Origin of the sequence: Hydrogenophaga intermedia, assembly GCF_000723405.1 — a bacterium.
Lineage (GTDB): Bacteria > Pseudomonadota > Gammaproteobacteria > Burkholderiales > Burkholderiaceae_C > Hydrogenophaga > Hydrogenophaga intermedia.
Map to the genome: position 1 here is coordinate 59,079 of NZ_CCAE010000017.1, position 26,665 is coordinate 85,743.

A 26,665-nucleotide genomic window follows, 5' to 3' on the forward strand; every position below is an offset into this window, starting at 1 on the left:
CCTGGTGGGCGGTGCAGGGTTCGAACCTGCGACCCCTGCCGTGTGAAGGCAGTGCTCTACCACTGAGCTAACCGCCCGTTCAGCGGCGGTGGATATCACCGCTGACGGAAGCCTCGCATTATAGCCAGCTTTTTCAGGCCGCTTCCGGGGTGGCTTCCAACCGGCGCCACACCGTCTTGCCCTTGCTCGATTTGTCGAGCTCGGCCAGCACGGTCTGATGCGCTTGCGCCTCCTGCTCGTTGGCAAGCAGCACGGGCAGGTCGAGGCGGCTCAGGTCCACCACCTCCACCACGCCGCCCTCGCCCGGCGCGTCGCTCACGTCGATGAGCAGCGCGTCCTGGCCCCGCGTCATGTTGATGTAGACGTCGGCCAGCAGCTCGGCGTCGAGCAAGGCGCCGTGCAGGGTGCGGCCGGAGTTGTCCACGCCCAGGCGGTCGCACAGAGCGTCCAGGCCGTTGCGCTTGCCCGGGTACATCTCCTTGGCCATCACCAGGGTGTCGAGCACACTGGCGACGATGTCCTTCACCAGCGGCAGGCCCAGGCGCCGGAACTCCATGTTGAGGAAGGCAACGTCGAAAGGCGCGTTGTGGATGATGACCTCGGCGCCGCGCAGGTACTCGACCAGATCCTCGGCGATGGCCGCGAACTTGGGCTTGTCGCGTAGGAATTCGTTGCTGATGCCGTGCACCTTGAGCGCGTCCTCGTGGCTGTCGCGCTCGGGGTTGACGTAGTGGTGCAGGTTGTTGCCGGTGAACTTGCGGTTGAGCAGTTCCACGCAGCCGATCTCGATGATGCGGTCGCCGTTTTCCGCCGACAGGCCGGTGGTTTCCGTGTCGAGAATGATCTGGCGCATCAGTGATTCTCTTTGGCGTGGTTGATCGTGTACTTCGGAATCTCGACCGTCACGTCCTGCTGCGCCAGTATGGCCTGGCACGACAGGCGCGATTGCGGCTCCAAGCCCCAGGCGCGGTCGAGCAGATCCTCCTCGTCCTCGTCGGCTTCGTTCAGGCTGTTGTAGCCCTCGCGCACGATGACGTGGCAGGTGGTGCAGGCGCAGCTCATGTCGCAGGCATGCTCGATGTTGACGCCGTTCTCGAGCAGGGCCTCGCAGATGGAGGTGCCCGAGGGCGCGCTGATGGTCTTGCCCTCGGGGGCGTATTCGGCGTGGGGCAGGATCTTGATCGTGGGCATGGGGTTCAGACTTCTTCGAGCTTCTTGCCGGCCAGCGCCTGCTGGATGCCGCGATTCATGCGCAGCGCGGCGAATCCTTCGGTGCCCTTGGCCAGGGCCTCGCTCGCGGCTTCAATGGCCGCGGCGTCTTCGCTGCCCAGGCGGGCCTGCACCTCGGCCATCAGGGCGTCGATGGTGGTGCGCTCATCGGCGGCGAGCAGGTCGCCGTCGGCCGCCAGGGCCGAGCGCGTGGCCACGAGCAGGCGGTCGCCATCCACACGGGCCTCGACCAGTGCGCGCGCCGCCATGTCCTGTTGGGCGGTGGAAAAGCTGTCCTGCAGCATCTTCGCGATCTGCTCGTCGCTCAGGCCATAAGAGGGTTTGACGTCGATGCTTGCCTCGACACCCGAAATGAGTTCCTTGGCGCCCACCGACAGCAGGCCATCGGCGTCCACGGTGAAGGTGACGCGGATGCGCGCCGCCCCGGCCGCCATGGGTGGAATGCCGCGCAGCGTGAAGCGCGCAAGGCTGCGGCAGTCGGCCACCAGGTCACGCTCGCCCTGCACCACGTGCAATGCCAGCGCGGTCTGGCCGTCCTGGTAAGTGGTGAAGTCCTGCGCGCGCGCGGTGGGAATGCTGCTGTTGCGCGGCACGATGCGCTCGACCAGACCACCCATGGTTTCGATGCCCAGCGAGAGCGGGATCACGTCGAGCAGCAGCAAGTCGCCGTCCTTGCTGTTGCCGGCCAAGGCATTGGCCTGCACCGCCGCGCCCAGCGCGACGACCTCGTCGGGGTTGAGATCGACCAGCGGATCGGTGCCGAAGAACTCGCCCACGACGCGGCGGATCACCGGCATGCGCGTGGAACCGCCCACCATCACCACGCCCTGCACTTCGTTCTTGGCGATGCGGGCGTCGCGCAGGGCCTTGCGCACGGCGCTCAGGGTGCGCGCGGTGAGCGCCTCGGTGCAGGCCTCGAAGTCGGCCACGTTCACCGTCTGCTCCACCACGCGGCCTCTCAGCATGGCGCGGAAGTTCTCTTGCGGGGCAGCCGACAAGGCCTCCTTCACGCGGCGCGCTTCCTTGTGCAGCGCCGCGCGCGCCGAGGCATCGAGCGAATCGGCGGCGATGCCCTGTTGCTGCAACACCCAGGCCGCCAGGGCCTGGTCGTAGTCGTCGCCACCCAGCGCCGAATCGCCGCCCGTGGCCAGCACTTCGAACACGCCGCGCGTGAGGCGCAGGATGGAAATGTCGAAGGTGCCACCGCCCAGGTCGTACACGGCGTAGACGCCCTCGGCGCCATGGTCCAGCCCGTAGGCGATGGCTGCGGCTGTGGGTTCGTTGATCAGGCGCAGCACCTCGATGCCGGCCAGCTTGGCGGCGTCTTTGGTGGCCTGGCGCTGTGCGTCATCGAAGTACGCGGGCACGGTGATGACGGCGCCGAACAGGTCGTCGGCGAAGCTGTCCTCGGCGCGGTAGCGCAGCGTGGCCAGGATCTCGGCGCTCACCTCCATCGGCGTCTTGCGGCCCGCCACGGTGTCGATCTGCGCCATGCCGCTGTCCTCGACCACGGTGTACGCGAGCTTGTCGACGTCGACCACCTGATCGCGCCGGCGCCCCATGAGACGCTTGACGGAACTGATGGTGTTGGCCGGGTCGTCGACCTGGGCCGCGAGCGCGTCGAAACCGATCTGGCGGCCCGAGCCGCCGGCCGAGGCCTCGAGGTAGCGCACCACGCTCGGCAGGATCACGCGGCCCTGCTCGTCGGGCAGGCATTCCGCCACGCCGTGCCGCACCGCCGCCACCAGGGAATGGGTGGTGCCGAGGTCGATGCCCACGGCCACGCGGCGCTGGTGCGGGTCGAGGGACTGGCCGGGTTCGGAAATCTGCAGAAGCGCCATCGGGATCGGTTGTCGTGAGGGAAGCCAGGGGTTGAGCCCGCTATTGTCCCAGTTGATCGAGCCGATCCTCCACGTCGCGCGCAAAGCGCTCAATGAACATGAGGGCTCTGACTTGACGCGCGGCCGCCGGCGCGTCGTTCTCTTCATCCAGGGCGACACGCAGGGCCTCGACGCGGGCCTGGCGGGCCTCGGCCACCTCGTTGGCCAGGGCTTCCAGCGCGGTCACGCCCTCCGTTTCGTCGAGCGACTCGCGCCACTGCATCTGCTGCATGAGGAAGTCGGCCGGCATGGCGGTGTTGTTCTCCGCCTCGATCGGCGCGCCGCGCCGCTCACACAGGTAGGCCGCGCGGCGCAGTGGGTCCTTCAGGCGCTGGTAGGCCTCGTTGATGCGCACCGACCATTGCATGGCCTGTCGCTGCGAGGCCGGGTCGGCGCTGGCGTGGCGGTCGGGGTGGGCCTGGCGCTGCAGGTCTTTCCAGCGCGCGTCCAGTGTGGTGCGGTCCACGGTGAAGGCCTCGGGCAGCCCGAAGAGTTCAAAGTCGCTGGATTGCAGGTTCATGGAAAAAGAAAGACCGCCAAGGCCTGCGCCGGGCGGTCGATTCGAGGTGGCAACACTCAGATCCTGAAGCTTTCGCCGCAGCCGCAGCGGTCACGCTCATTGGGGTTGTTGAACTTGAAGCCCTCGTTGAGGCCTTCACGCACGAAGTCGAGCTGCGTGCCGTCGATGTACGGCATGCTCTTCGGATCGACCAGCACCTTCACGCCGTTCTCCTCGAACACCACATCTTCAGGGGCGATCTCGTCGGCGTATTCCAGCTTGTAGGCCAGGCCCGAGCAGCCCGTGGTCTTGACGCCCAGGCGCACCCCCACACCCTTGCCGCGCTTGGCGATGTAGCGGGTGACGTGGCGCGCCGCGGCTTCGGAAATCGTGACGGACATGGACTCGCTCAGTTCGCGTGCTTCTTGCGGTAGTCGTCCACGGCCGCCTTGATGGCGTCCTCGGCCAGGATAGAGCAGTGGATCTTCACCGGCGGCAGCGCGAGCTCCTCGGCGATCTGGCTGTTCTTGAGCGCGGCGGCCTGGTCGAGCGTCTTGCCCTTGACCCATTCGGTCACCAGCGAGCTCGACGCGATGGCCGAGCCGCAGCCGTAGGTCTTGAAGCGCGCGTCCTCGATCACGCCGGTGCTGGGGTTCACCTTGATCTGCAGCTTCATCACGTCGCCGCAGGCGGGCGCGCCCACCATGCCGGTGCCCACGGATTCGTCGCCCTTGTCGAAGGAGCCGACGTTGCGGGGGTTCTCGTAGTGGTCAACGACTTTTTCGGAATAGGCCATGGTTGTTCTCCTTCAGATCAGTGGGCCGCCCACTGGATGGTCGAGATGTCGATGCCATCCTTGAACATTTCCCACAAGGGTGAGAGTTCGCGAAGCTTGGCGACGTTCTCCTTGATCGTCGCGATCGCGTAGTCGATTTCTTCTTCCGTCGTCCAGCGGCCGATGGTCATGCGCAGGCTGCTGTGGGCGAGTTCGTCGCTGCGGCCCAGGGCGCGCAGCACGTAGCTGGGCTCCAGGCTGGCCGAGGTGCAGGCCGAGCCCGAGGACACCGCCAGACCCTTGATGCCCATGATCAGCGACTCGCCCTCGACGTAGTTGAAGCTCATGTTGAGGTTGTGCGGGATGCGGCGCGCCTCGTTGCCGTTGATGAACACCTCTTCGATGTCCTTCAGGCCGTTGACCAGGCGGTCGTGCAGGGCCTGGATGCGCTTGTTTTCCTCGTGCATCTCGGCCTTGGCGATGCGGTAGGCCTCGCCCATGCCCACGATCTGGTGCGTGGCCAGCGTGCCCGAGCGCATGCCACGCTCGTGACCGCCACCGTGCATCTGCGCCTCGATGCGGATGCGCGGCTTGCGGCGCACGTACAGCGCGCCAATGCCCTTGGGCCCGTAGGTCTTGTGCGCGGTCAGGCTCATCAGGTCCACCGGCAGGGTCTGCAGGTCGATGTCGATGCGGCCGGTGGCCTGCGCGCCATCGACGTGGAAGATCACGCCCTTCTCACGGCAGATCGCGCCGAGCGCCGCGATGTCCTGCACCACGCCGATCTCGTTGTTGACGAACATGACCGAGGCCAGGATGGTGTCGGGGCGGATCGCCGCCTTGAAGACCTCGAGGTCCACCAGGCCGTCGGCCTGTACGTCAAGGTACGTCACCTCGAAACCCTGGCGCTCCAGCTCGCGCATGGTGTCGAGCACGGCCTTGTGCTCGGTCTTCACCGTGATGAGGTGTTTGCCCTTGCCCTTGTAGAAGTTCGCCGCGCCCTTGAGCGCGAGGTTGTTCGACTCGGTGGCCCCGCTGGTCCAGACGATCTCGCGCGGGTCGGCGCCGATCAGCGCGGCCACTTGCTCGCGCGCGGTCTCCACGGCCTTCTCCGCCTCCCAGCCCCAGGCATGGCTGCGAGACGCGGGGTTGCCGAAGTGCTCGCGCAGCCAGGGAATCATGGCGTCCACCACGCGCGGATCGACCGGGCTGGTGGCGCTGTAGTCCATGTAGATGGGGAAGTGGGGAGTGCTCATGGGCTTATTCTGTCTGGCGTTGGACGAGGGCCGGCGCGGGCAGCGGAACCTCCGCCGCCCCAAGCCACCCGGATCATTTCGAGAGTGCGCCTCCCAGCGCGAACACCGAGTTCGGCGCGTTCACGCGGATGGGCTTGACCACCGGCGTGCTGGAGATGGCGCGCTTGATCATGGGCGCGTTCTCGATCACGAGGCCCTTGGCGAGCTGCTCGTCCACCAGGGACTGCAGCGTGACCGAGTCGAGGAAGTCGACCATGCGGGCGTTGAGCTGGGCCCAGAGTTCCTGCGTCATGCAGCGCTGGCCTTCGCCCATGCAGTTTTCCTTGCCGCCGCACTGAGTCGCGTCGATCGGCTCGTCCACCGAGACGATGATGTCGGCCACCGTGATTTCGGCTGCCTTGCGCCCCAGGGTATAGCCGCCGCCCGGCCCGCGGGTGGACTCCACCAGCTGGTGCCGGCGCAGCTTGCCGAACAACTGCTCGAGATAGGACAGGGAAATCTGCTGCCGCTGGCTGATAGCCGCAAGCGTGACCGGACCGTTGTTCTGGCGCAGGGCCAGATCGATCATGGCTGTGACCGCAAAGCGGCCTTTTGTCGTGAGGCGCATCGCAAGCTCCTTATGTGTTGCTTGACCTTCGTGGTAAGGCCCGCCGGGCATTCGCCATGGCGAACCCCTCCTCCACCCGCCCCGACCCTCAAGGGATCTCTTGTTTTGCAGGGTTTCCCGACTAATTTTGTCGAATTCTACCTCAAAAGCTGAGCGTTTTGCTCGGCATTGTACGGGTATGGGGTTTGTGCCACTGGACAGGCGCCCGGACATGCACCCCGTATCCATGGAGTCGCAATCCCCCGGAAACGTTCAGGCGGCGCTGTCGTGCCCCGAGGCGCCGAACACCCGGGCCTTGAGCTGGGCGAGTTGGTCGCGCACCTGGGCAGCCTTCTCGAACTCCAGGTTGCGGGCGTGCTCCAGCATGGCCTTTTCCAGCCGCTTGATCTCGCGCGCCACGTCCTTCTCGCTCAGTTCCTCCAGCTCGGCGCGCGCTGCGCTCTCGGCGGCCAGGCGGTCGGCTTCCTTGCCCGCCTTCTCGCTGTAGACGCCATCGATGAGGTCCTTGATGCGCTTGTTCACGCTGCGCGGCTCGATGCCGTGGGCGGCGTTGTGCGCGATCTGCTTGGCGCGGCGGCGCTCGGTCTCGCCCATGGCCGCCTTCATCGAGTCGGTCACCCGGTCGGCGTAGAGGATGGCCTTGCCGTTGAGGTTGCGCGCCGCGCGGCCGATGGTCTGGATCAGGCTGCGCTCGGAGCGCAGGAAACCTTCCTTGTCGGCGTCCAGGATGGCCACCAGCGAGACCTCGGGGATGTCCAGGCCCTCGCGCAGCAGGTTGATGCCGACCAGCACGTCGAATGCGCCCAGGCGCAGGTCGCGCAGGATCTCCACCCGCTCCACGGTGTCGATGTCGCTGTGCAGGTAGCGCACCTTCACGCCGTTCTCGGTCAGGTAGTCGGTGAGCTGCTCGGCCATGCGCTTGGTCAGCGTGGTGATGAGCACGCGCTCGTGCTGCTGCACACGCAGGCGGATCTCCTGCAGCACGTCGTCCACCTGGTGCATGGCGGGGCGCACCTCCAGCTCCGGGTCCACCAGGCCGGTGGGACGCACCAGTTGTTCGGCGACCTTGCTGGCGTGGGTCTTCTCGTAGTCGGCCGGCGTGGCCGAGACGAACACCACCTGGCGCATGCGCTGCTCGAACTCGTCGAATTTCAGCGGCCGGTTGTCCAGCGCGCTGGGCAGCCGGAAGCCGTATTCCACCAGCGTGGTCTTGCGCGCGCGGTCGCCGTTGTACATGCCGCCGAGCTGGCCGATGAGCACGTGGCTTTCGTCCAGGAACATCACCGCGTCGCGCGGCAGGTAGTCGGTCAGCGTGGACGGCGGGTCGCCCGGGCGCGATTGCGAGAGGTGGCGCGTGTAGTTCTCGATGCCCTTGCAGTGCCCCACCTCGCTCAGCATTTCCAGGTCGAAGCGGGTGCGCTGCTCCAGCCGCTGCGCCTCCACCAGCTTGCCCATGCCCACCAGCTCCTTCAGGCGCTGGTCGAGCTCGAGCTTGATGGTCTCCACCGCCTGCAGCACCTGCTCGCGCGGCGTCACGTAGTGGCTGCTGGGAAACACGGTGAAGCGCGGGATCTTCTGGCGCACCTTGCCCGTGAGCGGGTCGAAGAGTTGCAGGCTTTCGATCTCGTCGTCGAACAGCTCGATGCGGATCGCCATCTCGGAGTGCTCGGCGGGGAACACGTCGATGGTGTCGCCGCGCACGCGGAACTTGCCTCGGCCGAAGTCCATTTCGTTGCGCGTGTACTGCATGCGAACGAGTTGCGCGATCACGTCGCGCTGGCCCAGTTTGTCGCCCACGCGCAGGGTCATCACCATCTGGTGGTAGCTCTCGGGCTTGCCGATGCCGTAGATGGCCGAGACGGTGGCGACGATGAGCACGTCGCGCCGCTCCAGGATGCTCTTGGTGCAACTCAGGCGCATCTGCTCGATGTGCTCGTTGATCGCGCTGTCCTTCTCGATGAACAGGTCGCGCTGCGGCACGTAGGCCTCGGGCTGGTAGTAGTCGTAGTAGCTGACGAAGTACTCGACCGCGTTCTTCGGGAAAAACTCGCGGAATTCGCTGTAGAGCTGGGCGGCCAGGGTCTTGTTGGGCGCAAACACGATGGCCGGGCGCCCGATGCGCGCGATGACGTTGGCCATGGTGAAGGTCTTGCCCGAACCGGTCACGCCGAGCAGGGTCTGGAAGACCTCGCCGTCGTTGATGCCCTCGACGAGCTGGTCGATGGCCTCGGGCTGGTCGCCGGCCGGTGGGTAAGGCAGGAACAGCTCGAAGGGGGAGTCGGGGAAGCGCACGAACTCGCCCTGGGTGGGGGCCTCGTTCGACACTTCTTGCAGCAGGGGGGTGGTCATCGGGGAAATTGTGCCGGAAGGGCCATGGCCCTGGCGGCTATGCTGGCGCCCCATGACCGCGCGCGAAACCCGCCCCACGCCCGACAGGGAAGCCATCGACGCCCTGCCCCCGTTCCCGCCGCTGGAACTCTCGCGCATCGCCCTGGTGCGCTCGGTCGGCGGCGCGCGCGAAGCTGCCGCCGCGCTGGCGGATCACCCGGTCTGGGGCTTCGATACCGAGTCCAAACCCACCTTCTTCAAGGACCAGGTGTCCGACGGTCCGCACGTGGTGCAACTGGCCGTCGCCGAGCGCGCCTGGGTGTTCCAGCTCGCCGACCCGGGCTGCCGCGAGGCCGTGGCGGCCCTGCTGGCCCACCCGGCGCACGCCAAGGCCGGCTTCGGCCTGCGCGACGACAACCTGCGGGTGCGCGCCAAGCTCGGCATCGAGCCGGCGGGCGTGATCGAGCTCAACGCCCTCTTTCGCGCCCAGGGCTACCGCAAGGACATGGGCGTGCGCGCGGCGGTGGCGGTGCTGTTCGGCCAGCGCTTCGCCAAGAGCAAGAAGGCCGCCACGAGCAACTGGGCCGCCGCCACGCTGAGCGAATCGCAGCTGCTCTACGCGGCCAATGACGCCTGGGCGGCGTACCGGGTGGCTCAGGCCTTGGGGGTGGAGGCCGGCTGAGTCACATTCGCCAGCCAGTCCTTGAGCACGGCGTGGAACTCGGCCGGCTTCTGTTTCATGATCCAGTGGCCCGTGTCCAGCGCCTTGGCCGCGCAACCGGTGGTGCGGTTCAGATGCCGCACCCAGCGGCTCGAATGGAACATGAAAGGCTTGCGCCGCCCATAGACGAACAGGCCCGGCAGGTTCTCGCCGATCAGCCGGTCGGCGTGGCCCGCGCCGCGCAGGCCGCCGAAGGCGTTGAACCAGCGCATGGCGTAGGGGTAATTCATCTCCCAGCCGATGAGCGCCGGGTCGTTGCGACAACCGATCTTGCGGGCCATCCAGCGCGTCATGCGGTTGGCCAGGCCCGGGGCGTAAGCGCCCAATGACCAAGCGACAGCGAGCCACAGCTGGTAGCCCGAGATCATGAGCTTCTCTCGCCAGCCCAGGGACTCGAAGTAGTCCGTCGAGCCCACATCCCCGATGTCCAGCGCCACGATGCGCGCCACGCGATCGGTGTGCCGCTTGGCGTAGGTGTACCCAAAGGCACAGCCCCAATCGTGCAGCAGCAGTGTCACGCGCTGGTCGGGGCTCACCGCGTCCACGATGCGCGCGATGAGCGCGACGATGTCGCTCTGGCTCATGGGCCGGGGACCGCGCGCCAGGTCGAAGCCCGGCAGGTGAAAGCGCACGCAGCGCCACTCGGGCACCAGCGCGGCCACGGTACCGTCCCACAGCGCGGGCGTGTCGGGCCAGCCGTGCACCATCACCACCGTCTGCGGCCCCACGCCGTCGATGAAGACGTCGACGTCGTCGATCACCAGTTCGGGCACGGGGCCCGGTTGTGTCGCGGGGCCTTCGTCGTCGGCTTCGTCGGCCTTGGCGGACGCGCGGATCGGAGCAGCGGTGGTGGTGGTGTTCATGTCACAAGGCTTTGCCCAGTCGTTGAATGCCTTCTTCGATCTTGTCCAGCGGCGCGGTGGCGAAGCTCAGGCGCAGCGTGGCGTGCACGGGGTTCGTGGCGAAGAACGGGGCGCCCGGCACGAAGGCCACCCCCTGCTCGATGGCCTTCTTCGCGAAGGCCGCGCCATCGTTCACCTTGCCGCCTGCGCCGGTGAGCGTGGCCCACACGAACAGGCCGCCCTTCGGCTCCACGAACTCGATGCCATCGCCCAACTCACGCCGCAGCGCACTCGACATGGTGGCGGCGCGCTCGGCATAGATCTGGCGCACACGCGACAGCGTGGCGGGCATGCGACCGGCCTTGAGGTACTGCGCCGCCGTGGCCTGGGCGAAGGTGCTGGTGTGGGCGTCGCTGAACTGCTTGCACATGGTGGCCTTGGCCAGCAGCTCGGCGGGGCCCACCATCCAGCCCACGCGCAGGCCGGGGCTGAGCACCTTGCTCAGCGACCCGCAGTGCACCAGCACGTCGCGCGCGCCGGGCACCTCGTCGGCCAGGGCCAGCAGGCTGGGCGGCGGGGCCTCGCCGAAGTAGAGGTCGCCATACGGGTCGTCCTCCACGATCAGCGTCTGGTGCTTCACCGCCATGCGCAGCACGGCCTTGCGGCGCTCCAGGCTCATCATGGCGCCGCTGGGGTTGCCGAAGGTGGGGATGAGGTAGACGAACTTGGGCTTGTGCTCGGCGATGAGCGCCTCCAGCTCGTCGGTCTTCGCGCCCTGCCCGTCCACCGGCACGGAGACCAGGTCGGCGCCGTAGAGGCGGAAGCACTGGATGGTGGCCAGGAAGGTGGGGCCTTCGACGATCACCTTGTCGCCGGGCGACACGAGCGTCTTGCCCAGCAGGTCCAGCGCCTGCTGGCTGCCGGTGGTGACGATCAGGTCGTTGGCGCCGACGCCGCGCGCGCCCTTGCTGGCCATGAAAGCCGCCAGTTGCTCGCGCAGCGGCTGGTAGCCCTCGGTGGCGCCGTACTGCAGGGTGGCGCCGGGTTCTTCGCTCAGCGCGGCGTTCACCGCCTCGCGGATGCCGTCCACGTCGAACAGGGCGCTGTCGGGGAAACCACCCGCGAAGCTGATGATGCCGGGCTTGCCGAGCAGCTTGAACAGCTCGCGGATGGCGGAGGTTTCGACGTTGTTGAGGCGATCGGCGAAGGGGATGGAGTAGCTCATGCGGACAGCGGGTGGGTTCGGTTCGGAATGGCGCATTGTCACCAAAACCTCACTCGCCGCATCCGTCCGGGGAAACCCTCAAGGTGGATAGACTGCGCCCCCATGAAGCGCGAGCTGATCGAACCTTTCTTCGCCACCCTCAAGGCAGCCAACCCCAGCCCGCAGTCGGAGCTGGAGTACACCACCGTCTTCGAGCTGCTGGCCGCCGTGCTGCTGTCGGCCCAGGCCACGGACGTGAGCGTCAACAAGGCCACGCGCAAGCTGTTCCCGGTGGCGAACACGCCGCAGGCCATCCTGGCGCTGGGGCAGGACGGCCTGGAGAGCTACATCAAGACCATCGGCCTGTTCCGCAGCAAGGCCAAACACCTGATGCAGGCCTGCCGCATCCTGGTGGAGCGCCACGGCGGCGAGGTGCCGAACACCCGCGAAGCCCTGGAGGCCCTGCCCGGCGTGGGCCGCAAGACGGCCAACGTGGTGCTCAACGTGGCCTTCGGCCAGCCCACCATGGCGGTGGACACGCACATCTTCCGCGTGAGCAACCGCACCGGTCTGGCACCGGGCAAGACGCCGCTGGCCGTGGAGCTGGCGCTGATGCAGCGCGTGCCGCCCGAATACGCCGTGGATTCGCACCACTGGCTCATCCTGCACGGGCGCTACGTGTGCCTGGCGCGCAAGCCGCAGTGCTACCGCTGCGCGGTGGCGGCGTACTGCGACTTCACGCCCAAGACGACGGGTTGACGCCGGCTTGACGCCGGGCCTCAGCCCTTCGCCGCCGCCTTCGCCTCGGCGATCCAGCCGTCGAAAGTCTTCTGGTTGGCCTTGATCCAGGCGTCCACGTGGCGCTCGATGTCGGCCGGCTTGTTCTCGCCGTCGCGCATGCGCAGGTTCTGGGCGTTGATGTCGCCCACCGACAGCTTCATCACCTCGAACAGCTTGCCCGCCGCGGGGTTCTTCTCCACGAAGGCGCGGTTGGCCACGATGCGCTGCGTGTTGATCACGAAGCCGTAGTTCTGGCCGTTGGGCAGCTTGGTGTCCAGCTTGGCCTGCTCACCGGGCAGCGAGGAGAACGGCACCTGCAGCCACACCACGTCCTTGCCCGGGCGCAGCACGCCGCTCACCCAGTAAGGCGTCCAGGTGTAGTAAAGGATGGGCTTGCCCTGCTTGTAGCGGGTGATGGTGTCGGCGATCAGCGCCGAGTAGCTGCCCTGCACGTGGCGCACGGTGTCGCGCAGCTTGTAGGCGCCCAGTTGGTGTTCGATGACGGCCTCGCAGCCCCAGCCGGGGTTGCAGCCGGTCAGGTCGGCCTTGCCGTCGCCATCGGCGTCGAAGAGCTTGGCGATCTCGGGCTTCTGCAGTTGCGCGAGGTTGGTGATCTTGTGCGCGTCGGCGGTCTTCTTGTCGATCAGGTAGCCCTGCGCCGCGCCGGGCGAGAACGTGCCGGTGCGTGAGAGCTTCGCGTCGCCACCCGCGTTCTTGTAGAAGTCGGCGTGCAGCGGGTCCCAGTGGCTGGCCAGGTAGGTGGCGTCGCCGTTGGCCAGCGCCACGTGGGCGGTGGCGTACTCCACTTCGCTGATCGGCTGCACCTCGTAGCCCAGCTTCTGCAGCGCGCGGCCCACCAGCAGGGTCTGGAAGGTCTCTTCGGCGATGGAGCTCTTCACGGGTTTGACCACGACGCCCTTGCCGGGCAGGTCCTGGGCGATGGCCGTGGCCGCCGTTGCGGCTGTCGCGGCCACGAGGCCGGCGGCGAAAAGCTTGCGCCAATGGGTGAAGGGTGTGGACGGAATCGTCATGCAGGTTCTCCTTTGGTGAGGTCGTTGGAGGAAGAAAGTGAAGGGTTCGGGCGGCGGCGCGCCAGCCGCAGCACCAGGCCGGCGGGCCCCGTCTGCCACCAATGGCGCGCGCCGCGCCGCGGCTGGCCCATGGCCTGCGTGATGCGGTCCAGCGTGATGGCCAGCAGCACGATGCCCAGGCCACCGACCGTGGCCAGGCCCATGTCCAGGCGGCCGATGCCGCGCAGCACCATCTGGCCCAGGCCACCCACGGCGATCATGGAAGCGATGACCACCATGGACAGCGAGAGCATCAGCGCCTGGTTGATGCCGGCCATGATGGACGGCATGGCCAGCGGCAACTGCACCTTGGCCAGCAGTTGCCAGGGCGAGGCGCCGTAGGCCTTGGCGGCCTCGATCAGGTCTGGCCGCACCTGGCGGATGCCCAGCGTGGTCAGGCGCACCAGCGGCGGCAGCGCAAACACGATGGTCACGATCACGCCCGGCACGTTGCCGATACCGAACAACATCACCACCGGCACCAGGTAGACGAAGGCCGGCGTGGTCTGCATGGCGTCGAGCACGGGTCGCACGATGCGCTGCGCGCGGTCGCTGGCGGCCAGCGCCACGCCCAGCGGCAGGCCGATCAGCACGCAGAAGGCCAGCGAGGTCAGCACCAGCGACAGCGTGACCATGGCCTCGGGCCAGATGCCCAGCACCGACACCAACAGCAACGACACCACCGCACCGATGGCCACGCCGCGCCCCGCCGCCTGCCAGGCGATCAGGCCCAGCAGCGCCACCATCACCGGCGTGGGCACGGCCAGCAGTGCGGCCTCCACACCGCCCAGCGTGGCGTCGATGGGGCCGCGCACGGCCTGGAAGAAGGGGCGGAACTGCTCCACGGCCCAGGCCAGGCCGCTGTTGATCCAGTCCTGCACGGGCAGGCTGCCGTCCCAGAGCTGGCTGAGCTGGAAGCCGTCGGTGCCAGGCGCGGCGGCCTCGGCCGGTGCGGTGTTCAGCCAGTCGCCGCCCGAAGGCTGCGTGCTGGTGGACCAGGCGTCAGTAGATTGGTTTTCGTCTTGCATCGCTTCTCCTTCCTCAGTCGCCACCGCGGTCCATGAACCGCAGCAGCGTGGTCTTGCTGATGGCGCCGACGTACCGGCCGTTCGCACCCACCACCGGCAGCGGCCACGGCGCCTGCGCCACCTGGCCGAACAATTCGTTGACGGGGTGGCCGGCCTCCAGCGCCTGCACGCCGGGCAGGAAGGCGTGCTGCAGGCCCAGCGGGCCTTCGTGGCCCTTGAGCGCCGCGCGCAGCGACTCCACGGAAACCATGCCCTGGAAGCGCTCCTGCGTGCACACCACGAAAGCGAACTCCCGGTCCTGCTGCTCCAGCATCGACAAGGCCGCGCGCGCGCCGCGCGTGGGGCTTTCGGCCACCACCACCTGGCTGCGGCGCGCGATGTCGCCGGCCTTGAACACGGCCGCCGCGTCCACACCGCGCACGAAGTTGCGCACGTAGTCGTCGGCCGGCGCGCGCAGGATCTCCTCGGGCGTGCCCACCTGCACCACCTGGCCGTCTTTCATGATGGCAATGCGGTCGCCGATGCGCATGGCCTCGTCCAGGTCGTGCGAGATGAAGACGATGGTGCGGCGCTTGACCTCCTGCAGGCGCAGCAGCTCGCTCTGCATGTCGGTGCGGATGATCGGGTCCAGCGCCGAGAAGGCCTCGTCCATCAGCAGGATGGAGGGGTCGGACGCCAGCGCGCGGGCCAGGCCCACGCGCTGCTGCATGCCGCCCGAGAGTTCATCGGGGTAGCTGTCGCCCCAGCCGGCGAGGCCCACCTGCGAGAGGGCCTCGTCGGCCTGGGCCAGGCGCGTCGCCTTGTCCACGCCCGCCAGCTCCAGCCCCAGGGCTGTGTTGTCGCGCACCGTCATGTGCGGCATCAGCGCGAAGGACTGGAACACCATGCTGATGTCCTTGCGGCGCAGGGCGCGCAACTCGCGGTCGCTGTGCTCGAAGATGTTGCGGCCGTCGATGACGACGCGGCCGGCGCTGGGCTCGATGAGCCGGTTGAGCAGGCGCACCAGCGTGGACTTGCCCGAGCCGGACAGGCCCATGATCACGAAGATCTCGCCGGCCTGGATGTTGAAGTGCGCGTCGAAGACGCCGATGGACTGGCCGGTCTCGGCCAGGATCTCCTGCTTGCTGCGTCCCTCGCGCACCAGGGCGAGCGCGGCCTCGGGCTCGTCGCCGAAGACCTTGAACACGTGGTCGATCTGAATGTCTTTTGCCATTGCGGCGGGCCTCCTCGTGGGTGGGCTTTGGGCAATGGCCGCCTGGAGCGTGCGCGCAGGCGGCCGCGGACCGCAGCCACGCAGCAGGCACTGAAGACGACGAAGCGACGACGCAACCAGCGCCTGTGCACGCCAAGGGGAACCGTTCAGCGGGCCTGGTCGAGGGGCGAGAACGGGGTGGCGCGACGCGGCGGCAGGTGGCTGGAAACCAGCCGGTGCCGGGCAAGGCCCGGCGGGGTGTAACCGGCGCCGCGACGGGATTCAGGGAGATCCGCGAGTAGCGCCCGGTGCGTCAACATATCTGGTTGACTGTTTGGGAACCGACGATTGTAACTTTTTGATCTAAACGAGTCAAGCCGAGTCACCGGCATCCGCTCGCAACGGGTCGCATCGGAAAACAAAAAGCCCGCCGAAGCGGGCTTTTGCCGGGAACCGCAGCGATCAGCCGCTGTGCGGGCGCTTGCCCGGGTTCTTCTTGCTGCGCGTGGCCACGCCGCGCTCCAGGCTGCGGCGCTGGCCACGGCCGGGGGTGGGCAGCACGACGCCATTGGCGGCGACGGGACGGGGGGTGGCCTTGCGGTCGGCCTCGGTGACGATCTTGTTGCCCATGGCACTTTCCTTAGAGCGGCGGGGTGACGAAAAACCGGTATTGGACCACAGGACGCGCGCGCCTTCGCGCACTCCCCTCGGCTTTCCCCGTCCACCCCCCATCCACTTATGCTGCCCGCATGCTTCGCCTGCTCGCCACCATCTCCTGGCCCGAGTTCCGCCACCACCCCTGGCGCACGGCCACCGCCGTGTTCGCGGTGGCGCTGGGCGTGGCACTGGCGCTGGCGGTGCAACTCATCAACGCCTCCGCCCTGGCCGAGTTCCGCGACGCGGTGAGCGCGGTGAACGGGCAGCCCGACGTCGAACTGCGCGCACGCCAGGGCACGCTGGACGACGCCCTGCTCGAGCGCGTGGCCGCGCAGCCTGGCGTGGCGGCGGCCAGCCCGGTGCTGGAGTTGCCCGCCCAACTGATCGACACGCAGGGCGAGCGACAGGCTGCGCGCCTGATCGGCGTGGACGCACTGAGCGTGGGCCGCGTGGCGCCCGCGCTCATGCCGCTGGTCAACGAACAGGGTGGCCGCCTCGACCTCTTCGCGCCCGACGCCGTGTTCCTCAACGCCAGCGCGCGCCTGGCCGTGGGCGACGCCCCCACCGTGCGGCTGCGCCTGGGCGCGACGGAGCACACCTTGCGCGTCGCCGGCCACGGGAACGCGCCCGGCGCGCCGGTGCTGGTGATGGACGTGGCCGCCGCGCAAGCCCTGGCCGGGCGCGTCGGCGCGCTCAGCCGCATCGACCTGCGCCTGGCGCCCGGCGCCAGCGCCGAACGGGTGCTGGCCGCGCTGGACCTGCCGCCCGGCACGCTGGCCCAGCGGCCCGAGCAGGCGGGCGAGCGCGTGAGCAACCTCTCGCGCGCCTACCGCGTCAACCTCACGGTGCTGGCGCTGGTGGCGCTGTTCACCGGCGCCTTTCTGGTGTTCTCGGTGCTGTCGCTCTCCGTCACGCGGCGCCAGGGGCCGCTGGCGCTGCTGGGCGTGCTGGGCCTGTCGGCGCGCGAGCGGCTGCGCCTGGTGCTGGCCGAATCGGCCCTGCTCGGGCTGGTGGGCAGCGCCATCGGCGTGGCCCTGGGCAGTGCCGTGGCCGCCGTGGCGCTGCGCCAGTTGGGCGGCGACCTGGGCGGTGGCTATTTCACCGGCGTGTCGCCCACGCTGCACTGGAGCCCGCTGGCCGCGCTGTTGTATGGCGCGCTGGGCGTGGTGGCGGCGCTGGCCGGGGGCTGGTGGCCCGCGCGCGCGGCGCAGGGCCTGGCGCCCGCGCAGGCGCTCAAAGGCCTGGGCACGGGCGCGCCCGGGGCGCGGCGGCATGGCGCGGCGCTGGCCCTGCTGGTGCTGGCGGGCCTGAGTGCGCTGGCACCGCCCGTGGCCGGCGTGCCGCTGGGCGCCTACGTGTCCGTGGGCCTGCTGCTCATCGGCGGCATCGCGGCGCTGCCGCTGGGCGTGTCGGCCCTGCTCGATCGCCTGGCGCCGCTGAGCGCGCGGCACCTGCTGCCCCTGCTGGCCGTGGAACGCGCGCGCCGCCTGCGCGAAACCGCCGCCGTGGCCACCAGCGGCGTGGTCGCCAGCCTGGCCCTGTCCGTGGCGCTGACGGTGATGGTGGCGAGCTTCCGCGACTCGGTGACGAAGTGGCTGGACACCGTGCTGCCCGCCCCGCTCTACCTGCGCGGCAGCGGCGCGGCCATGGACAGCCAGCACCTGCCGCCCGCCTTCGTGGACGCGGTGGCGGCGGTGCCCGGCGTGGCGCGCGTGGACACGCTGCGCGCCGTGCCGCTGCAACTCGACCCCGCGCGCCCGCCCGTGGCCCTGCTGGTGCGCCCGCTGCACGGCGACCCCCTGCCCCTGCCGCTGGTGGGCGAGGCCACCGCCGTGGCCGCGCCCGACATCCCCGTCTACGTGAGCGAGGCCATGCCCGACCTGTACGGCGCGCGCGTGGGCCAACCCCTGCCCGCGCTGGCCCAGGCCCTGGCCGCGCCCGAGGCGCGGCGCGCGCGCTACGTGGTGGCCGGCGTGTGGCGCGACTACGCCCGCCAGCACGGCAGCATCGCCATCGACGCCGACACCTACGCCCGCCTGAGCGGCGAGCGCCGCGTGAGCGACCTGGCGCTGCACCTCACGCCGCAGGCCGACGCCACGGCGGTGCGTGAGGCCATCACCGCGCTCGCCCAAACGCACGGCATTCAGGACGCCATCGACTTCGCCTCCGTCGAGCAACTGCGCGCCACCTCGCTGCGCATCTTCGACCGCAGCTTCGCCGTCACCGTGTGGCTGCAGGCCGTGGCCATCGGCATCGGCCTGTTCGGCGTGGCGGCCAGCTTCAGCGCGCAGGTGCTGGTGCGGCGCAAGGAATTCGGCCTGCTCGCGCACCTGGGCCTCACGCGGCGGCAGATTCTGGGCGTGGTGGCCGCCGAGGGCCTGGCCTGGACGGCCCTGGGCGCGCTGGCCGGCACCGCGCTGGGCCTGCTGGTGAGCCTGGTGCTGGTGCACGTCGTCAACCCGCAGAGCTTCCACTGGACCATGGACCTGGTGTTGCCTTGGGCGCGGCTGGGCGCGCTGGCGCTGGCCGTGGTGCTGGCGGGCACCCTCACCGCCTGGCTGGCGGGGCGCGCGGCCGCCAGCCGCGACGCGGTGCAGGCCGTGCGGCAGGATTGGTGAAGCGCATGGAACGCCTCAAGCTCCGTCCCATCAACCGACGCCACTGGCTGCTGGGCAGCGCCGCCGCCCTGGCCTGGTCGCACGCGCCGGCCGGCGCCACCCCGCCCGCAGCGGCCCGCGACATCGCCCGCCCCGGCGACACCCTGCGACCGCGCGAGCTGCGCTTCCCCCGCGATCACGGCAGCCACAACGACACGCGCACCGAGTGGTGGTACCTCACCGGCCACGCACGCGACGAAGCCGGACGCGACTTCGGCTTCCAGATCACCTTCTTCCGCAGCCGCGTGGACGAGGCGCGCGAGCTGCCCGGCCGCCTCGCGGCGCGGCAGTTGCTCTTCGCGCACGCCGCCATCACCGACGTGGCGGGCCGGCGCCTGCACCACGACGAGCGCATCGCGCGCTGGAACGGCGAGCGGCCGGCCAACACCGAGCGCGCCGTCTTCGCCAGCGAAGCCGACACCGAGGTGGTGCTGCGCGACTGGTTCATCCGCCGCCGCGCCGACGGCGGCTACGCCACGCGCGCCGTGGGCGACACCCTGCTCATCGACATCGAGGCCAGCGCCCCGCAGGCCTGGCTGCTGCAGGGTGACCGCGGTTTCTCCCGCAAGGGGCCGGACGCCGCGCAGTCCAGCTTCTACGTCTCGCAACCGCAGTTGCAGGTGCGCGGCACGCTGGGCCTGGCGGGCCGGCGCTTCGCCATCACCGGCACCGCCTGGCTGGACCACGAATGGAGCGAGGCCCTGCTGCACCCCGAGGCCGTGGGCTGGGACTGGATCGGCATGAACTTGTTCGACGGCCACGCGCTCACCGCCTTCCGCCTGCGCCGCGCCGATGGCTCCACGCTGTGGACCGGCGGCTCATTCCGCGCGGCGGGTGATGCGCGCGACCCGAACGCCATCCACCGCTTCGCGCCCGGCGAGGTGGAGTTCAAACCCCAGCGCTGGTGGACCAGCCCGCTGACCAACACGCGCTACCCCGTGGAATGGCTGGTGCGCACGCCGGCCGACTTCTACACCGTGCGTGCGCTGATCGACGCGCAGGAACTGGACAGCCGCGCCAGCACCGGCGCGATCTACTGGGAGGGGCTGTCGGACCTGATCGACAGCAACGGCCGCACCGTGGGGCGCGGCTACCTGGAGATGACGGGGTACGCGAAGCGGCTGGTGCTTTGAGGGGCGGCCAAGGCGATGCCGTTCATGCGGTTTATCATCCCGCTCGTCAGACGGAGAACACCATGGCCCACCCACCTTCCCACGTCCGCACCACCCGGTTGTCCGCCGTGAGCGCCGGGCTGCTGTGCCTGGCTCTTGCGAGCGCGGCCACGGCGATGGAGAAGGCCCCGGTCGGTCACGTCAAGACCGTCAAGGGCGTGGCCACGGTCACCACCGACGGCCAGGTCGTCAACGCCCAGCCGGGCACGCCGCTGCACCAGGGCAGCGCGCTCAGCACGCAAGCGGGCTCCAGCCTGGGCGTGGTCTTCGGCGACAACACCATCATGTCTTTCGGGCCGAACACCTCGCTCACCGTCGAGGAGTACATGTACGAGCCCAGCGCCGGCAAGCTCAAGCTCGGCGCGCGCATGGGCAAGGGCACCCTGAACTACGTGTCTGGCGGCATTGCCAAGCTGCAGCCCGAAGCCGTGTCCGTGAAAACGCCGACCGGCATGATCGGCGTGCGCGGCACGCAGTTCCTGCTCAAGGTCGACGAGGAGTGATCCCCGACTTGCTGCCGATCACTTGGCGGCCAGCACGATGAGGTCGCTGCGCTCGCCCGCCAGCAAACGGGCGCCATGCAGGTTCACCAGCGGATCGTCCGGGTAGGCGCGGCGCAATGCGTCGAAGCGCTCCAGCGCCTGCGCGACGTCGCCGGCCCGCAGGGCGTCGAGCGCGCTGCGGTACTGATCCAGGGGCGCGTAACCGCGAGGGACCTCGTCCAGCGGCTCGAACACCTGCAGCGCTTCCGTTTTGCCCTTGAGCACCAGACGGCCCACCGGCCGGGCCATACGCGGCGCGCAGGCCGACAGCGTGGCCTCGGACACGCAGACCCAGGTGCCCAGGTGCTTGTTCACGCTTTCCAGGCGCGCCGCGGTGTTCACCGGATCGCCCAGCGCGCGGTAATCGAACAGGGCCTTGCCACCGAAGTTGCCCACGATGACCTCGCCCGAGTGGATGCCAAAGCGCGTGTGGCCGAAGGCCATGCCGCGGGCCTGCTGCTGGCGCGTGAACCCGGTGGCGAAGCGGTGCATCTCCATCGCGCAGTCGAGCGCGCGCTGCGCGTGATCGGCCTGCTCCACCGGGGCCGAGAACATGATGGCCAGCGAGTCGCCCATGATGCGGTCCAGCGTGCCCTGGTAGCGGAAGGCGATGGAAATCATCTCCTCGAGGTAGCGGTTGAGCAGGTGCACCGCGTCGGCCGGGTCGATCGACTCCATCAGCGAGGTGAAGCCCGCCAGGTCGGTGAAGATGAAACTGCACTGCTGCCGCTTGCCGCCAAGCTCCAGTTGCTCGGGGTGTTGCATGAGGTGCGCCACGCGGTTGGGCGAGACGTAGCGCGAGAACGCCTGCCGCACCCAGCGGTGCTGCAGCTCGCTGCGGAAATGCCGGCACACGCTGGCCAGGCCGTACGCCAGGGTCCAGGCGATGGCGGGGGTGAAGGTGTCCAGCAGCACCCGGTGCGCCGAGAACGCCCACCAGCCGCCCCACAACAACGCCGACACCAGCACCAGCCAGGCCACGGCCGCGCGCAGCGAACCCATGAAGGCCCCGATCGCGACGAGCAGCACACAGCCCACCGCCACCAGCAGGGCCTCGGCCGCCATCGCCCAGGCCGGGCGCCCCAGGTGCTGCCCCGTGAGCGCCTGCTCCAGGGCCTGCGCGTGCGTCTCGACGCCGGGCATGAGCTGGCCGAGCGGGTTGAAGCGCAGGTCGAGCAGGCCGGGGGCCGAGCTGCCGATCACCACGATGTGGCCTTGCAGCAGCGCCGGATCGGCCGTGCCGTTCAACACCCGCCACGCGGGCACGTAGCGCTGCGGCTGCGCCGGCGTGTAGTGGAGCCACATCTCGCCGCGCGCGGTCGTGGGCACGGTGAGCGCGCCGATGCGCAGGGCCTCCAGCGCGGGTGCCCCGCCGCCGGCGCGCTGCAGGATGTAGTTCGGCGTGCCCTGCGCCACGCGCAGCAGCTCGGCGCTGAGGCTGGGTGCGGGCTGGCCCTGCAGCGACATCACCATCGGCACGCGCCGCACCACGCCATCGGCGTCGGGCACGAAGCTGAGCGCACCGACGCCCTTGGCCGCGGTCTCCAGTGGCGCGAGCGGGCGCACGGCGCCCCCGATCGTGTTCAGGATGCCGGCGTCGGGCTCGCCCATCCACACGTAGCGGTAGCGTGGCTCAAGGCCCTTGGCATCGGCCGTGGCCTCGCTGCGCGCCGCGAAGCCCAGCACCACGTCCTGCTTCTCGATCGCCTCGGCGAAGGCCACATCGTTGTCTGGCAGGCCCTGCAACTCGGCCCGCGCCGTGGGCGTGAGGGGCCAGTCGCCCGACACGCGCCGTGGCGAGGTGCGGTCGGGCTCGGCGAACAACACGTCGAAGCCGATCGCCGCAACGCCTTGCTCTCCCAGGCGCTCCACCAGGCTGGCCAACCGCGTGCGGGGCCAGGGCCATTGCCCGATGCGATCGAGGCTGGCCTCGTCGATGTCGATGATGCGCACCGGTGCCGCCTGGTATGCGCGCGGCTGCCAGCGCTGGTACTGGTCGAAGCCCTGGTGGCGCAGGGTCTGCGCGGCCAGCGGATCGGCCAGCACAACCACCAGGCCGAGGCCGGCCGTCAGCAGCATCAACAGCGCCGCGATGGCGCGCAGGGAAAGGTGCATCAGGCCAGGGCCGCGCGGCGCTCGGCCGGCTCGAAGTCGTCTGAGGTCATGTCTGTCTGATCATCGTCAAGGCACCCTCGAGGACATGCACCTTGCGCGCCAGGGCAGACGCCGCGCCTCCTCAATCGGCGGGGAGTATCCCCGCCTTCCCCGCATCCCACAAGATCGGGAGCCTGCGCCGCCCCCTGCCGGCACGATGTGCGAAAGTCCCAGGCTCTCGAGGCCTCCGCATGAAAAACGATCGACCCCACCCCTCTGCCGCGCGGGCACCCTGGCTGGTGCTCGCCATGTTCCTGCTGTCGGCCTGCGCGCCCAGCCTGCCCCGCTCCTACGTGGTGCTGGTGCCCGACCCCGATGGGGCCGTGGGCCAGGTGGTGGTGAGCGGCCCCAAGGGGCGGCAGGTGCTGACAGAGGCGGGCCAGGTCGCGGCCATCGACGGCAGCGCGGTGAACATCGTGATGAACCACGCCGAGGTGGACGCCGCCTTCGGCGACGCCAAAGCCGCCCAACCCGTGCTGCCCGGCCACTTCATGCTGTACTTCATGTCGGGCAACACACAGCTCACCGCCGCATCGGAAAAAGAGCTTCAGAACATCCTGAGCTACCTCAAAGACCGGCCACCGCAGGCCATGACCGAGGTGGTGGTGATCGGCCACACCGACACCGTGGGCGGCGACGCGGACAACGTGATCCTCTCCACCCAACGCGCCACCCTGGTGGCCGAGCGCCTGCGCGCCTCGGGCGTGAAATTCACGTCGATCAAGCAGGAGGCGCACGGCGAGAAAAACCTGCTGGTGCGCACGGCCGACAACGTGGACGAGCCGCGCAACCGCCGGGTGCAGGTAACCGTGCGTTGAGCCGGCGCACCGGCTCACCCGGTTCAGGACGGCTTCTGCGCCTCGGCGCCCACCGCGTCGCGCACGCACTTGTTGGTGAAGCTGGTCTTGGCCGCGCCCGAAAGCTTTTTCTCGCCGGCTGCCATGGTGCAGGCGGCTGCGGCGTCCTTTTCGCACTTGGTCAGGAAGGAGTTCTTGGCTGCGCCCGCGAGCTTTTTCTCGGCGGACTTGGCGTGGCAGGTGGCGGTGTCGGCCCAAGAGGCTGTGGCGGTGAGGGCCAGGGCGGCGGCGAGGATCAGGGGGCGGGTGAGCATCGGGTACTCCAAGGGTGTGTGGATGCCGATTGATATCACCCAATTTGATTGAGTGCAATTGGAGTGATGCCCATACGCGTTGTCTCGCATCGACACCCATACGGCGATCCTCCAATTGCTGCTGGTTTCGACTTGGGTGTGGGCTAGGATGGCTGCTACCGGCCAGGGGTAAGCATCGAACGGCCAAACTTGGAGGGGCGCATGAAGATCGCAGTTTTGGTGCTTTGCATCTGCCTATCGGGATGCGCCGCGAAAATCATTGCTACCACGCCGCGAAGCGTGACAGTGGACGCGATGGACATTGGCAGCGCCACGCCCGCCGCCCAGTCAGAATGCCAGAAGCACGGTCGGCACGCACGGTTCATAGGCCAGACCGAGGCGATGTACATGAATGGCTACGTATTCGATTGCGTGCAGTAGTCACCGTCAGCAATCGGCCAAGAGCGGACATCTCGCCATATGTAGCGAACGAACATGCAGCAACCTGATGACGATCCTCTCTGCCTGGTCTTTATCCCAGCTCTTGTCGTAATCCTGCACCGCATGGAAACTGACAAAGGCGCTCCGCTCGATCAAGACGAAGTCGAAGCTATACGGGACAAATCTGTGTGCATGAGGATGCCTTACAGCAAGGCCATAGCGATGGAGGAAAAGCGGGGCTACCAAGACGTTCGGCCAGAGCATGCTTGGGCGGACTGGCAAGAAGTTCGCAAACAACTTCAAGATCGATAGCTTGCTATCGGCCAGGAGCGGACGCCAGAAGTGACGAAAAAGCCATTGGCGAGATGCCCTTGCTGCGGATGTCGCACAAAGGCAAAACCTTGCGACGATGAAATCTGCCCGGTCTGCTTTTGGCAAGACGATGGCCAGGACGACCTCACGGCCGATGAGGTATGGGGTGGTCCAAACGATGAACTGAGTCTTTCGCAGGCGAGGTTGAATTTCGCCAAATTTGGCGCTTCAAGTGAAGCCTGGAAGTGGAGAGTGAGACCTCCAAATGCCGACGAGCTTGATACGTAAACGAGTTGTTCAACGGCTGCTTCGGGCCCATGGCGGACGTCCAGAACACCAAACAGCGGTCATTCAGCCCACCGCTTCGATGTTGCAGTGAGCGACGTTGAACCTACGAAGCAGCGTGAGGGCGGCATCGGACACCAGAAGCCGATGCTCACCATCGAGGTTGAAGTCACATGCAGCGTCACTGGCCGAGACGTGCAATCGCTGAAATTTCGGCAAGGCAATGCCGGCGTTCAACTCCTCGAACTGCGTCGATGGCCTGACTTCAACTGGCCCTAGTTTCCAGCCGGTGAGTTCGGTGGAGCGAAGTGCATCCGCCAAGCGTTCGGTTATCACGAAGCATGGAAACGCCTCCAGCAAATCGTCGCCCAGCCAGCCCTCCACCTCGTACACCAAGTGACTAACAACAGGTGGATGGACTGAGACATCAGCCTCGGTACCCGGCCCCCATCCTCCAGCCACTTCTGGTTCAAGCAAGTGCAGCATGCATGCCTCCTCAGGACGTCCGCTTCTGGCCGGCTACCGCCATAGGTAAGCCACCAGGATCAAAGCCCCAATGACAGCGACAACACCAATGACCGACAGAAGCTCGTAGTCGAGCCAATCGGCTTTGGCGGGATGTATGGATCGCGGGTAGCGGCCCAGGGTGATCGTCTTGACCACGAACCAGCCAGGCCAGAAGAAGATGAAGCTGAACACAAGTTGCCTAAGCACTTGCCACGCAATCCCGGCCATTGTTTCCAATCGCGCCTCCCGTCAGAGCCCGTTGATGGGTTCCCGGACTGTACGTGTCACGGGCCAGTTTCGGAATGGGGGGCGGTCAGGAGCGCTTCGAGCGACAAGTCGAGCGCAGCAGCAAGCTTCGCGACAGTGAGCAACTTCGGGTTGCGCGCTTGGCGTTCGACATGCGCGATGACAAACCTGCTGACACCCGATTGCTGACTCAAGTTCTCCTGAGTTAGCATCGCCCTCTTCCTCGCCGCAATCAGGTTCTGCGCCAGAACCACCTCGATCAAGCCATCGGTTTCATCGCGAGCGATGGGACGCTTGCCGAACAGCGAGCCCGTCTTCACGCCCAAGGCCCGGGCCAAGTTGTCAACAATGCTCAACGGCAGATTGGAGCGCCCCAATTCCAGGTTCTGGACCGCAGTGCGGCTCACATGCGCCTGCTCGGCCAAGGCGCGCGTGCTCCAGTTCCCCTTTGCGCGCAGCGCAATGACGTTGGCGACCAGACGGTCGAACGGATCAGAAGGCGTGGAGGGAAGGTCTGGCACCTAAAAAGTGTTGCCCCGTGAGTTTCATGATGGCATTTATGGAGGCACAATCGACGCCCTTTCGCAGGGAGTCACCTCGTGTTCATCACCGCCCCCGGCCTCGTCCAGTACCTTCACCCCTCGAAGGTCGCCCCGCGCCAGAGCCACTGGCCAGCCATCACGCTCTCGATGGAACGCCCCTGGTGCCTGCTCGTCTACGACGTCTCCTGCAACGGCCGGAAGGTGTCGCAGACCTCGCTGGTGGCCTGGGACAACACGCTGCTGGACATGCTGGCCGAGATTCCCGTCGCGGACCTCAAGGGCATCGCCCGCCTGGACCGGCGCCGCGATTCAGGCCCGAGTTGGAGCTTCAGCTGGATCGACGCGCTGTGGAGGCCAGCACCGTGCGAGCCCCCATCGGTCGGCCCCTTGCTTTTCAAGCTCAGCGACGATCCACACGTTCGCAACGGCCGCATGCAGCCCGTGCCGGGAGCTCCCGGCCGGCGTCTGCTGTATCAATCCTCTCTCTGGAGGACAGGCTCAGTTGAATGGAATCTGCACTGCAGTTGACGGGACGCGTCAACTGCGCGCGGATTTTCATTCAGTGCATCCCTGCGAATTACAGCGCCGTCATTGAAGGCCGAGCGCCATGGCCTAAGCTACTCCCCCCACTCCGGCACGGACCCCGCG

General features: G+C 68.1%; 28 protein-coding genes and 1 tRNA gene. 9 read left to right on the forward strand and 20 right to left on the reverse strand.

What is annotated here, in order from left to right:
• Positions 1-2: 2 nt before the first annotated feature.
• The 10 genes from BN948_RS12045 to uvrB form a co-directional block, all read right to left on the reverse strand.
• Positions 3-77: transfer RNA gene (locus BN948_RS12045), tRNA-Val, on the reverse strand.
• 56 nt (positions 78-133) lie between these two features.
• Positions 134-853: a DNA polymerase III subunit epsilon gene (gene dnaQ, locus BN948_RS12050; protein ID WP_009515274.1), complete on the reverse strand. Its 720-nt coding sequence runs from the start codon at positions 851-853 to the stop codon at positions 134-136.
• Positions 853-1,191, reverse strand: a complete 339-nt coding sequence (gene fdx, locus BN948_RS12055) for an ISC system 2Fe-2S type ferredoxin (protein ID WP_009515276.1) — start codon at positions 1,189-1,191, stop codon at positions 853-855. The genes dnaQ and fdx overlap by 1 nt, the downstream gene beginning before the upstream one ends.
• Positions 1,192-1,196: 5 nt before the next feature.
• Positions 1,197-3,071, reverse strand: coding sequence for a Fe-S protein assembly chaperone HscA (gene hscA, locus BN948_RS12060; RefSeq protein ID WP_009515278.1), 1,875 nt, complete (start codon positions 3,069-3,071; stop codon positions 1,197-1,199).
• 40 nt (positions 3,072-3,111) lie between these two features.
• Positions 3,112-3,630, reverse strand: a complete 519-nt coding sequence (hscB, locus tag BN948_RS12065) for a Fe-S protein assembly co-chaperone HscB (protein ID WP_009515280.1) — start codon at positions 3,628-3,630, stop codon at positions 3,112-3,114.
• A 56-nt stretch (positions 3,631-3,686) separates the two neighbouring features.
• A complete protein-coding gene (gene iscA, locus BN948_RS12070; RefSeq protein WP_009515281.1) occupies positions 3,687-4,010 on the reverse strand; it encodes an iron-sulfur cluster assembly protein IscA in 324 nt (107 codons plus the stop codon).
• Between the two features lie 8 nt (positions 4,011-4,018).
• Positions 4,019-4,405, reverse strand: coding sequence for a Fe-S cluster assembly scaffold IscU (gene iscU, locus BN948_RS12075; RefSeq protein WP_009515283.1), 387 nt, complete (start codon positions 4,403-4,405; stop codon positions 4,019-4,021).
• Between the two features lie 17 nt (positions 4,406-4,422).
• A complete protein-coding gene (locus BN948_RS12080; RefSeq protein ID WP_009515285.1) occupies positions 4,423-5,640 on the reverse strand; it encodes an IscS subfamily cysteine desulfurase in 1,218 nt (405 codons plus the stop codon).
• Between the two features lie 73 nt (positions 5,641-5,713).
• Positions 5,714-6,247, reverse strand: coding sequence for a Fe-S cluster assembly transcriptional regulator IscR (gene iscR, locus BN948_RS12085; protein ID WP_035621804.1), 534 nt, complete (start codon positions 6,245-6,247; stop codon positions 5,714-5,716).
• A gap of 252 nt (positions 6,248-6,499) precedes the next feature.
• A complete protein-coding gene (gene uvrB / locus BN948_RS12090) occupies positions 6,500-8,596 on the reverse strand; it encodes an excinuclease ABC subunit UvrB (protein ID WP_009515289.1) in 2,097 nt (698 codons plus the stop codon).
• 52 nt (positions 8,597-8,648) lie between these two features.
• Between uvrB and BN948_RS12095 the strand changes: the two genes are divergently transcribed.
• The gene (locus tag BN948_RS12095; protein WP_009515297.1) at positions 8,649-9,257 is read left to right on the forward strand and encodes a 3'-5' exonuclease; all 609 of its coding nucleotides are present in this window, start codon (positions 8,649-8,651) and stop codon (positions 9,255-9,257) included.
• On the opposite strand, the gene BN948_RS12100 is transcribed toward BN948_RS12095, so the two are convergent.
• Positions 9,230-10,159, reverse strand: coding sequence for an alpha/beta fold hydrolase (locus BN948_RS12100; RefSeq protein WP_009515299.1), 930 nt, complete (start codon positions 10,157-10,159; stop codon positions 9,230-9,232). The genes BN948_RS12095 and BN948_RS12100 overlap by 28 nt on opposite strands.
• Before the next feature lies 1 nt (position 10,160).
• Positions 10,161-11,351 carry an aminotransferase-like domain-containing protein gene (locus BN948_RS12105; RefSeq protein ID WP_035621842.1) on the reverse strand — a complete coding sequence of 397 codons (1,191 nt, stop codon included), beginning with the start codon at positions 11,349-11,351 and terminating at the stop codon, positions 10,161-10,163.
• A 114-nt stretch (positions 11,352-11,465) separates the two neighbouring features.
• Between BN948_RS12105 and nth the strand changes: the two genes are divergently transcribed.
• Positions 11,466-12,101, forward strand: coding sequence for an endonuclease III (nth, locus tag BN948_RS12110; protein ID WP_009515303.1), 636 nt, complete (start codon positions 11,466-11,468; stop codon positions 12,099-12,101).
• A gap of 20 nt (positions 12,102-12,121) precedes the next feature.
• On the opposite strand, the gene proX is transcribed toward nth, so the two are convergent.
• The 4 genes from proX to BN948_RS27025 form a co-directional block, all read right to left on the reverse strand.
• On the reverse strand, positions 12,122-13,153 hold the full coding sequence (gene proX / locus BN948_RS12115; protein ID WP_009515304.1) for a glycine betaine/L-proline ABC transporter substrate-binding protein ProX: 1,032 nt from the start codon (positions 13,151-13,153) through the stop codon (positions 12,122-12,124).
• Entirely contained in the window at positions 13,150-14,220 is a 1,071-nt protein-coding gene (proW, locus tag BN948_RS12120) for a glycine betaine/L-proline ABC transporter permease ProW (RefSeq protein WP_009515305.1), read from the reverse strand. The genes proX and proW overlap by 4 nt, the downstream gene beginning before the upstream one ends.
• A gap of 13 nt (positions 14,221-14,233) precedes the next feature.
• On the reverse strand, positions 14,234-15,433 hold the full coding sequence (gene proV, locus BN948_RS12125; protein ID WP_009515306.1) for a glycine betaine/L-proline ABC transporter ATP-binding protein ProV: 1,200 nt from the start codon (positions 15,431-15,433) through the stop codon (positions 14,234-14,236).
• A gap of 441 nt (positions 15,434-15,874) precedes the next feature.
• Positions 15,875-16,042: a hypothetical protein gene (locus BN948_RS27025; RefSeq protein ID WP_009515307.1), complete on the reverse strand. Its 168-nt coding sequence runs from the start codon at positions 16,040-16,042 to the stop codon at positions 15,875-15,877.
• A gap of 119 nt (positions 16,043-16,161) precedes the next feature.
• Here BN948_RS27025 and BN948_RS12130 point away from each other — a divergent pair, with 119 nt between their 5' ends.
• The 3 genes from BN948_RS12130 to BN948_RS12140 all read left to right on the forward strand — a co-directional run bounded on the left by BN948_RS12130 (position 16,162) and on the right by BN948_RS12140 (position 20,401).
• A complete protein-coding gene (locus tag BN948_RS12130) occupies positions 16,162-18,687 on the forward strand; it encodes an FtsX-like permease family protein (protein WP_035621808.1) in 2,526 nt (841 codons plus the stop codon).
• Between the two features lie 5 nt (positions 18,688-18,692).
• A complete protein-coding gene (locus BN948_RS12135; RefSeq protein ID WP_009520131.1) occupies positions 18,693-19,859 on the forward strand; it encodes a lipocalin-like domain-containing protein in 1,167 nt (388 codons plus the stop codon).
• 62 nt (positions 19,860-19,921) lie between these two features.
• On the forward strand, positions 19,922-20,401 hold the full coding sequence (locus tag BN948_RS12140; RefSeq protein WP_009520132.1) for a FecR family protein: 480 nt from the start codon (positions 19,922-19,924) through the stop codon (positions 20,399-20,401).
• Positions 20,402-20,419: 18 nt separating this feature from the next.
• On the opposite strand, the gene BN948_RS12145 is transcribed toward BN948_RS12140, so the two are convergent.
• On the reverse strand, positions 20,420-22,555 hold the full coding sequence (locus BN948_RS12145) for a CHASE2 domain-containing protein (protein WP_009520133.1): 2,136 nt from the start codon (positions 22,553-22,555) through the stop codon (positions 20,420-20,422).
• Positions 22,556-22,785: 230 nt separating this feature from the next.
• On the opposite strand from BN948_RS12145, the gene BN948_RS12150 reads away from it, so the two are divergent.
• Positions 22,786-23,412, forward strand: a complete 627-nt coding sequence (locus BN948_RS12150) for an OmpA family protein (protein ID WP_009520134.1) — start codon at positions 22,786-22,788, stop codon at positions 23,410-23,412.
• A gap of 23 nt (positions 23,413-23,435) precedes the next feature.
• On the opposite strand, the gene BN948_RS12155 is transcribed toward BN948_RS12150, so the two are convergent.
• Complete coding sequence (locus BN948_RS12155; RefSeq protein WP_009520135.1) at positions 23,436-23,705, reverse strand: hypothetical protein; 270 nt, start codon at positions 23,703-23,705, stop codon at positions 23,436-23,438.
• Between the two features lie 201 nt (positions 23,706-23,906).
• On the opposite strand from BN948_RS12155, the gene BN948_RS12160 reads away from it, so the two are divergent.
• On the forward strand, positions 23,907-24,125 hold the full coding sequence (locus BN948_RS12160) for a hypothetical protein (protein WP_009520136.1): 219 nt from the start codon (positions 23,907-23,909) through the stop codon (positions 24,123-24,125).
• Between the two features lie 342 nt (positions 24,126-24,467).
• A complete protein-coding gene (locus tag BN948_RS27560; RefSeq protein WP_202901766.1) occupies positions 24,468-24,725 on the forward strand; it encodes a CPCC family cysteine-rich protein in 258 nt (85 codons plus the stop codon).
• 63 nt (positions 24,726-24,788) lie between these two features.
• Here BN948_RS27560 and BN948_RS12170 read toward each other — a convergent pair whose 3' ends face one another.
• Both BN948_RS12170 and BN948_RS25660 read right to left on the reverse strand, forming a co-directional pair.
• On the reverse strand, positions 24,789-25,208 hold the full coding sequence (locus BN948_RS12170; RefSeq protein ID WP_009520137.1) for a hypothetical protein: 420 nt from the start codon (positions 25,206-25,208) through the stop codon (positions 24,789-24,791).
• Positions 25,209-25,513: 305 nt separating this feature from the next.
• On the reverse strand, positions 25,514-25,996 hold the full coding sequence (locus BN948_RS25660; protein WP_050980725.1) for a helix-turn-helix transcriptional regulator: 483 nt from the start codon (positions 25,994-25,996) through the stop codon (positions 25,514-25,516).
• Positions 25,997-26,074: 78 nt separating this feature from the next.
• On the opposite strand from BN948_RS25660, the gene BN948_RS12185 reads away from it, so the two are divergent.
• Positions 26,075-26,545 (forward strand): hypothetical protein, encoded by a 471-nt coding sequence (locus BN948_RS12185; RefSeq protein ID WP_009520140.1) that lies wholly within the window; start codon positions 26,075-26,077, stop codon positions 26,543-26,545.
• The last annotated feature ends 120 nt before the right edge of the window (positions 26,546-26,665 follow it).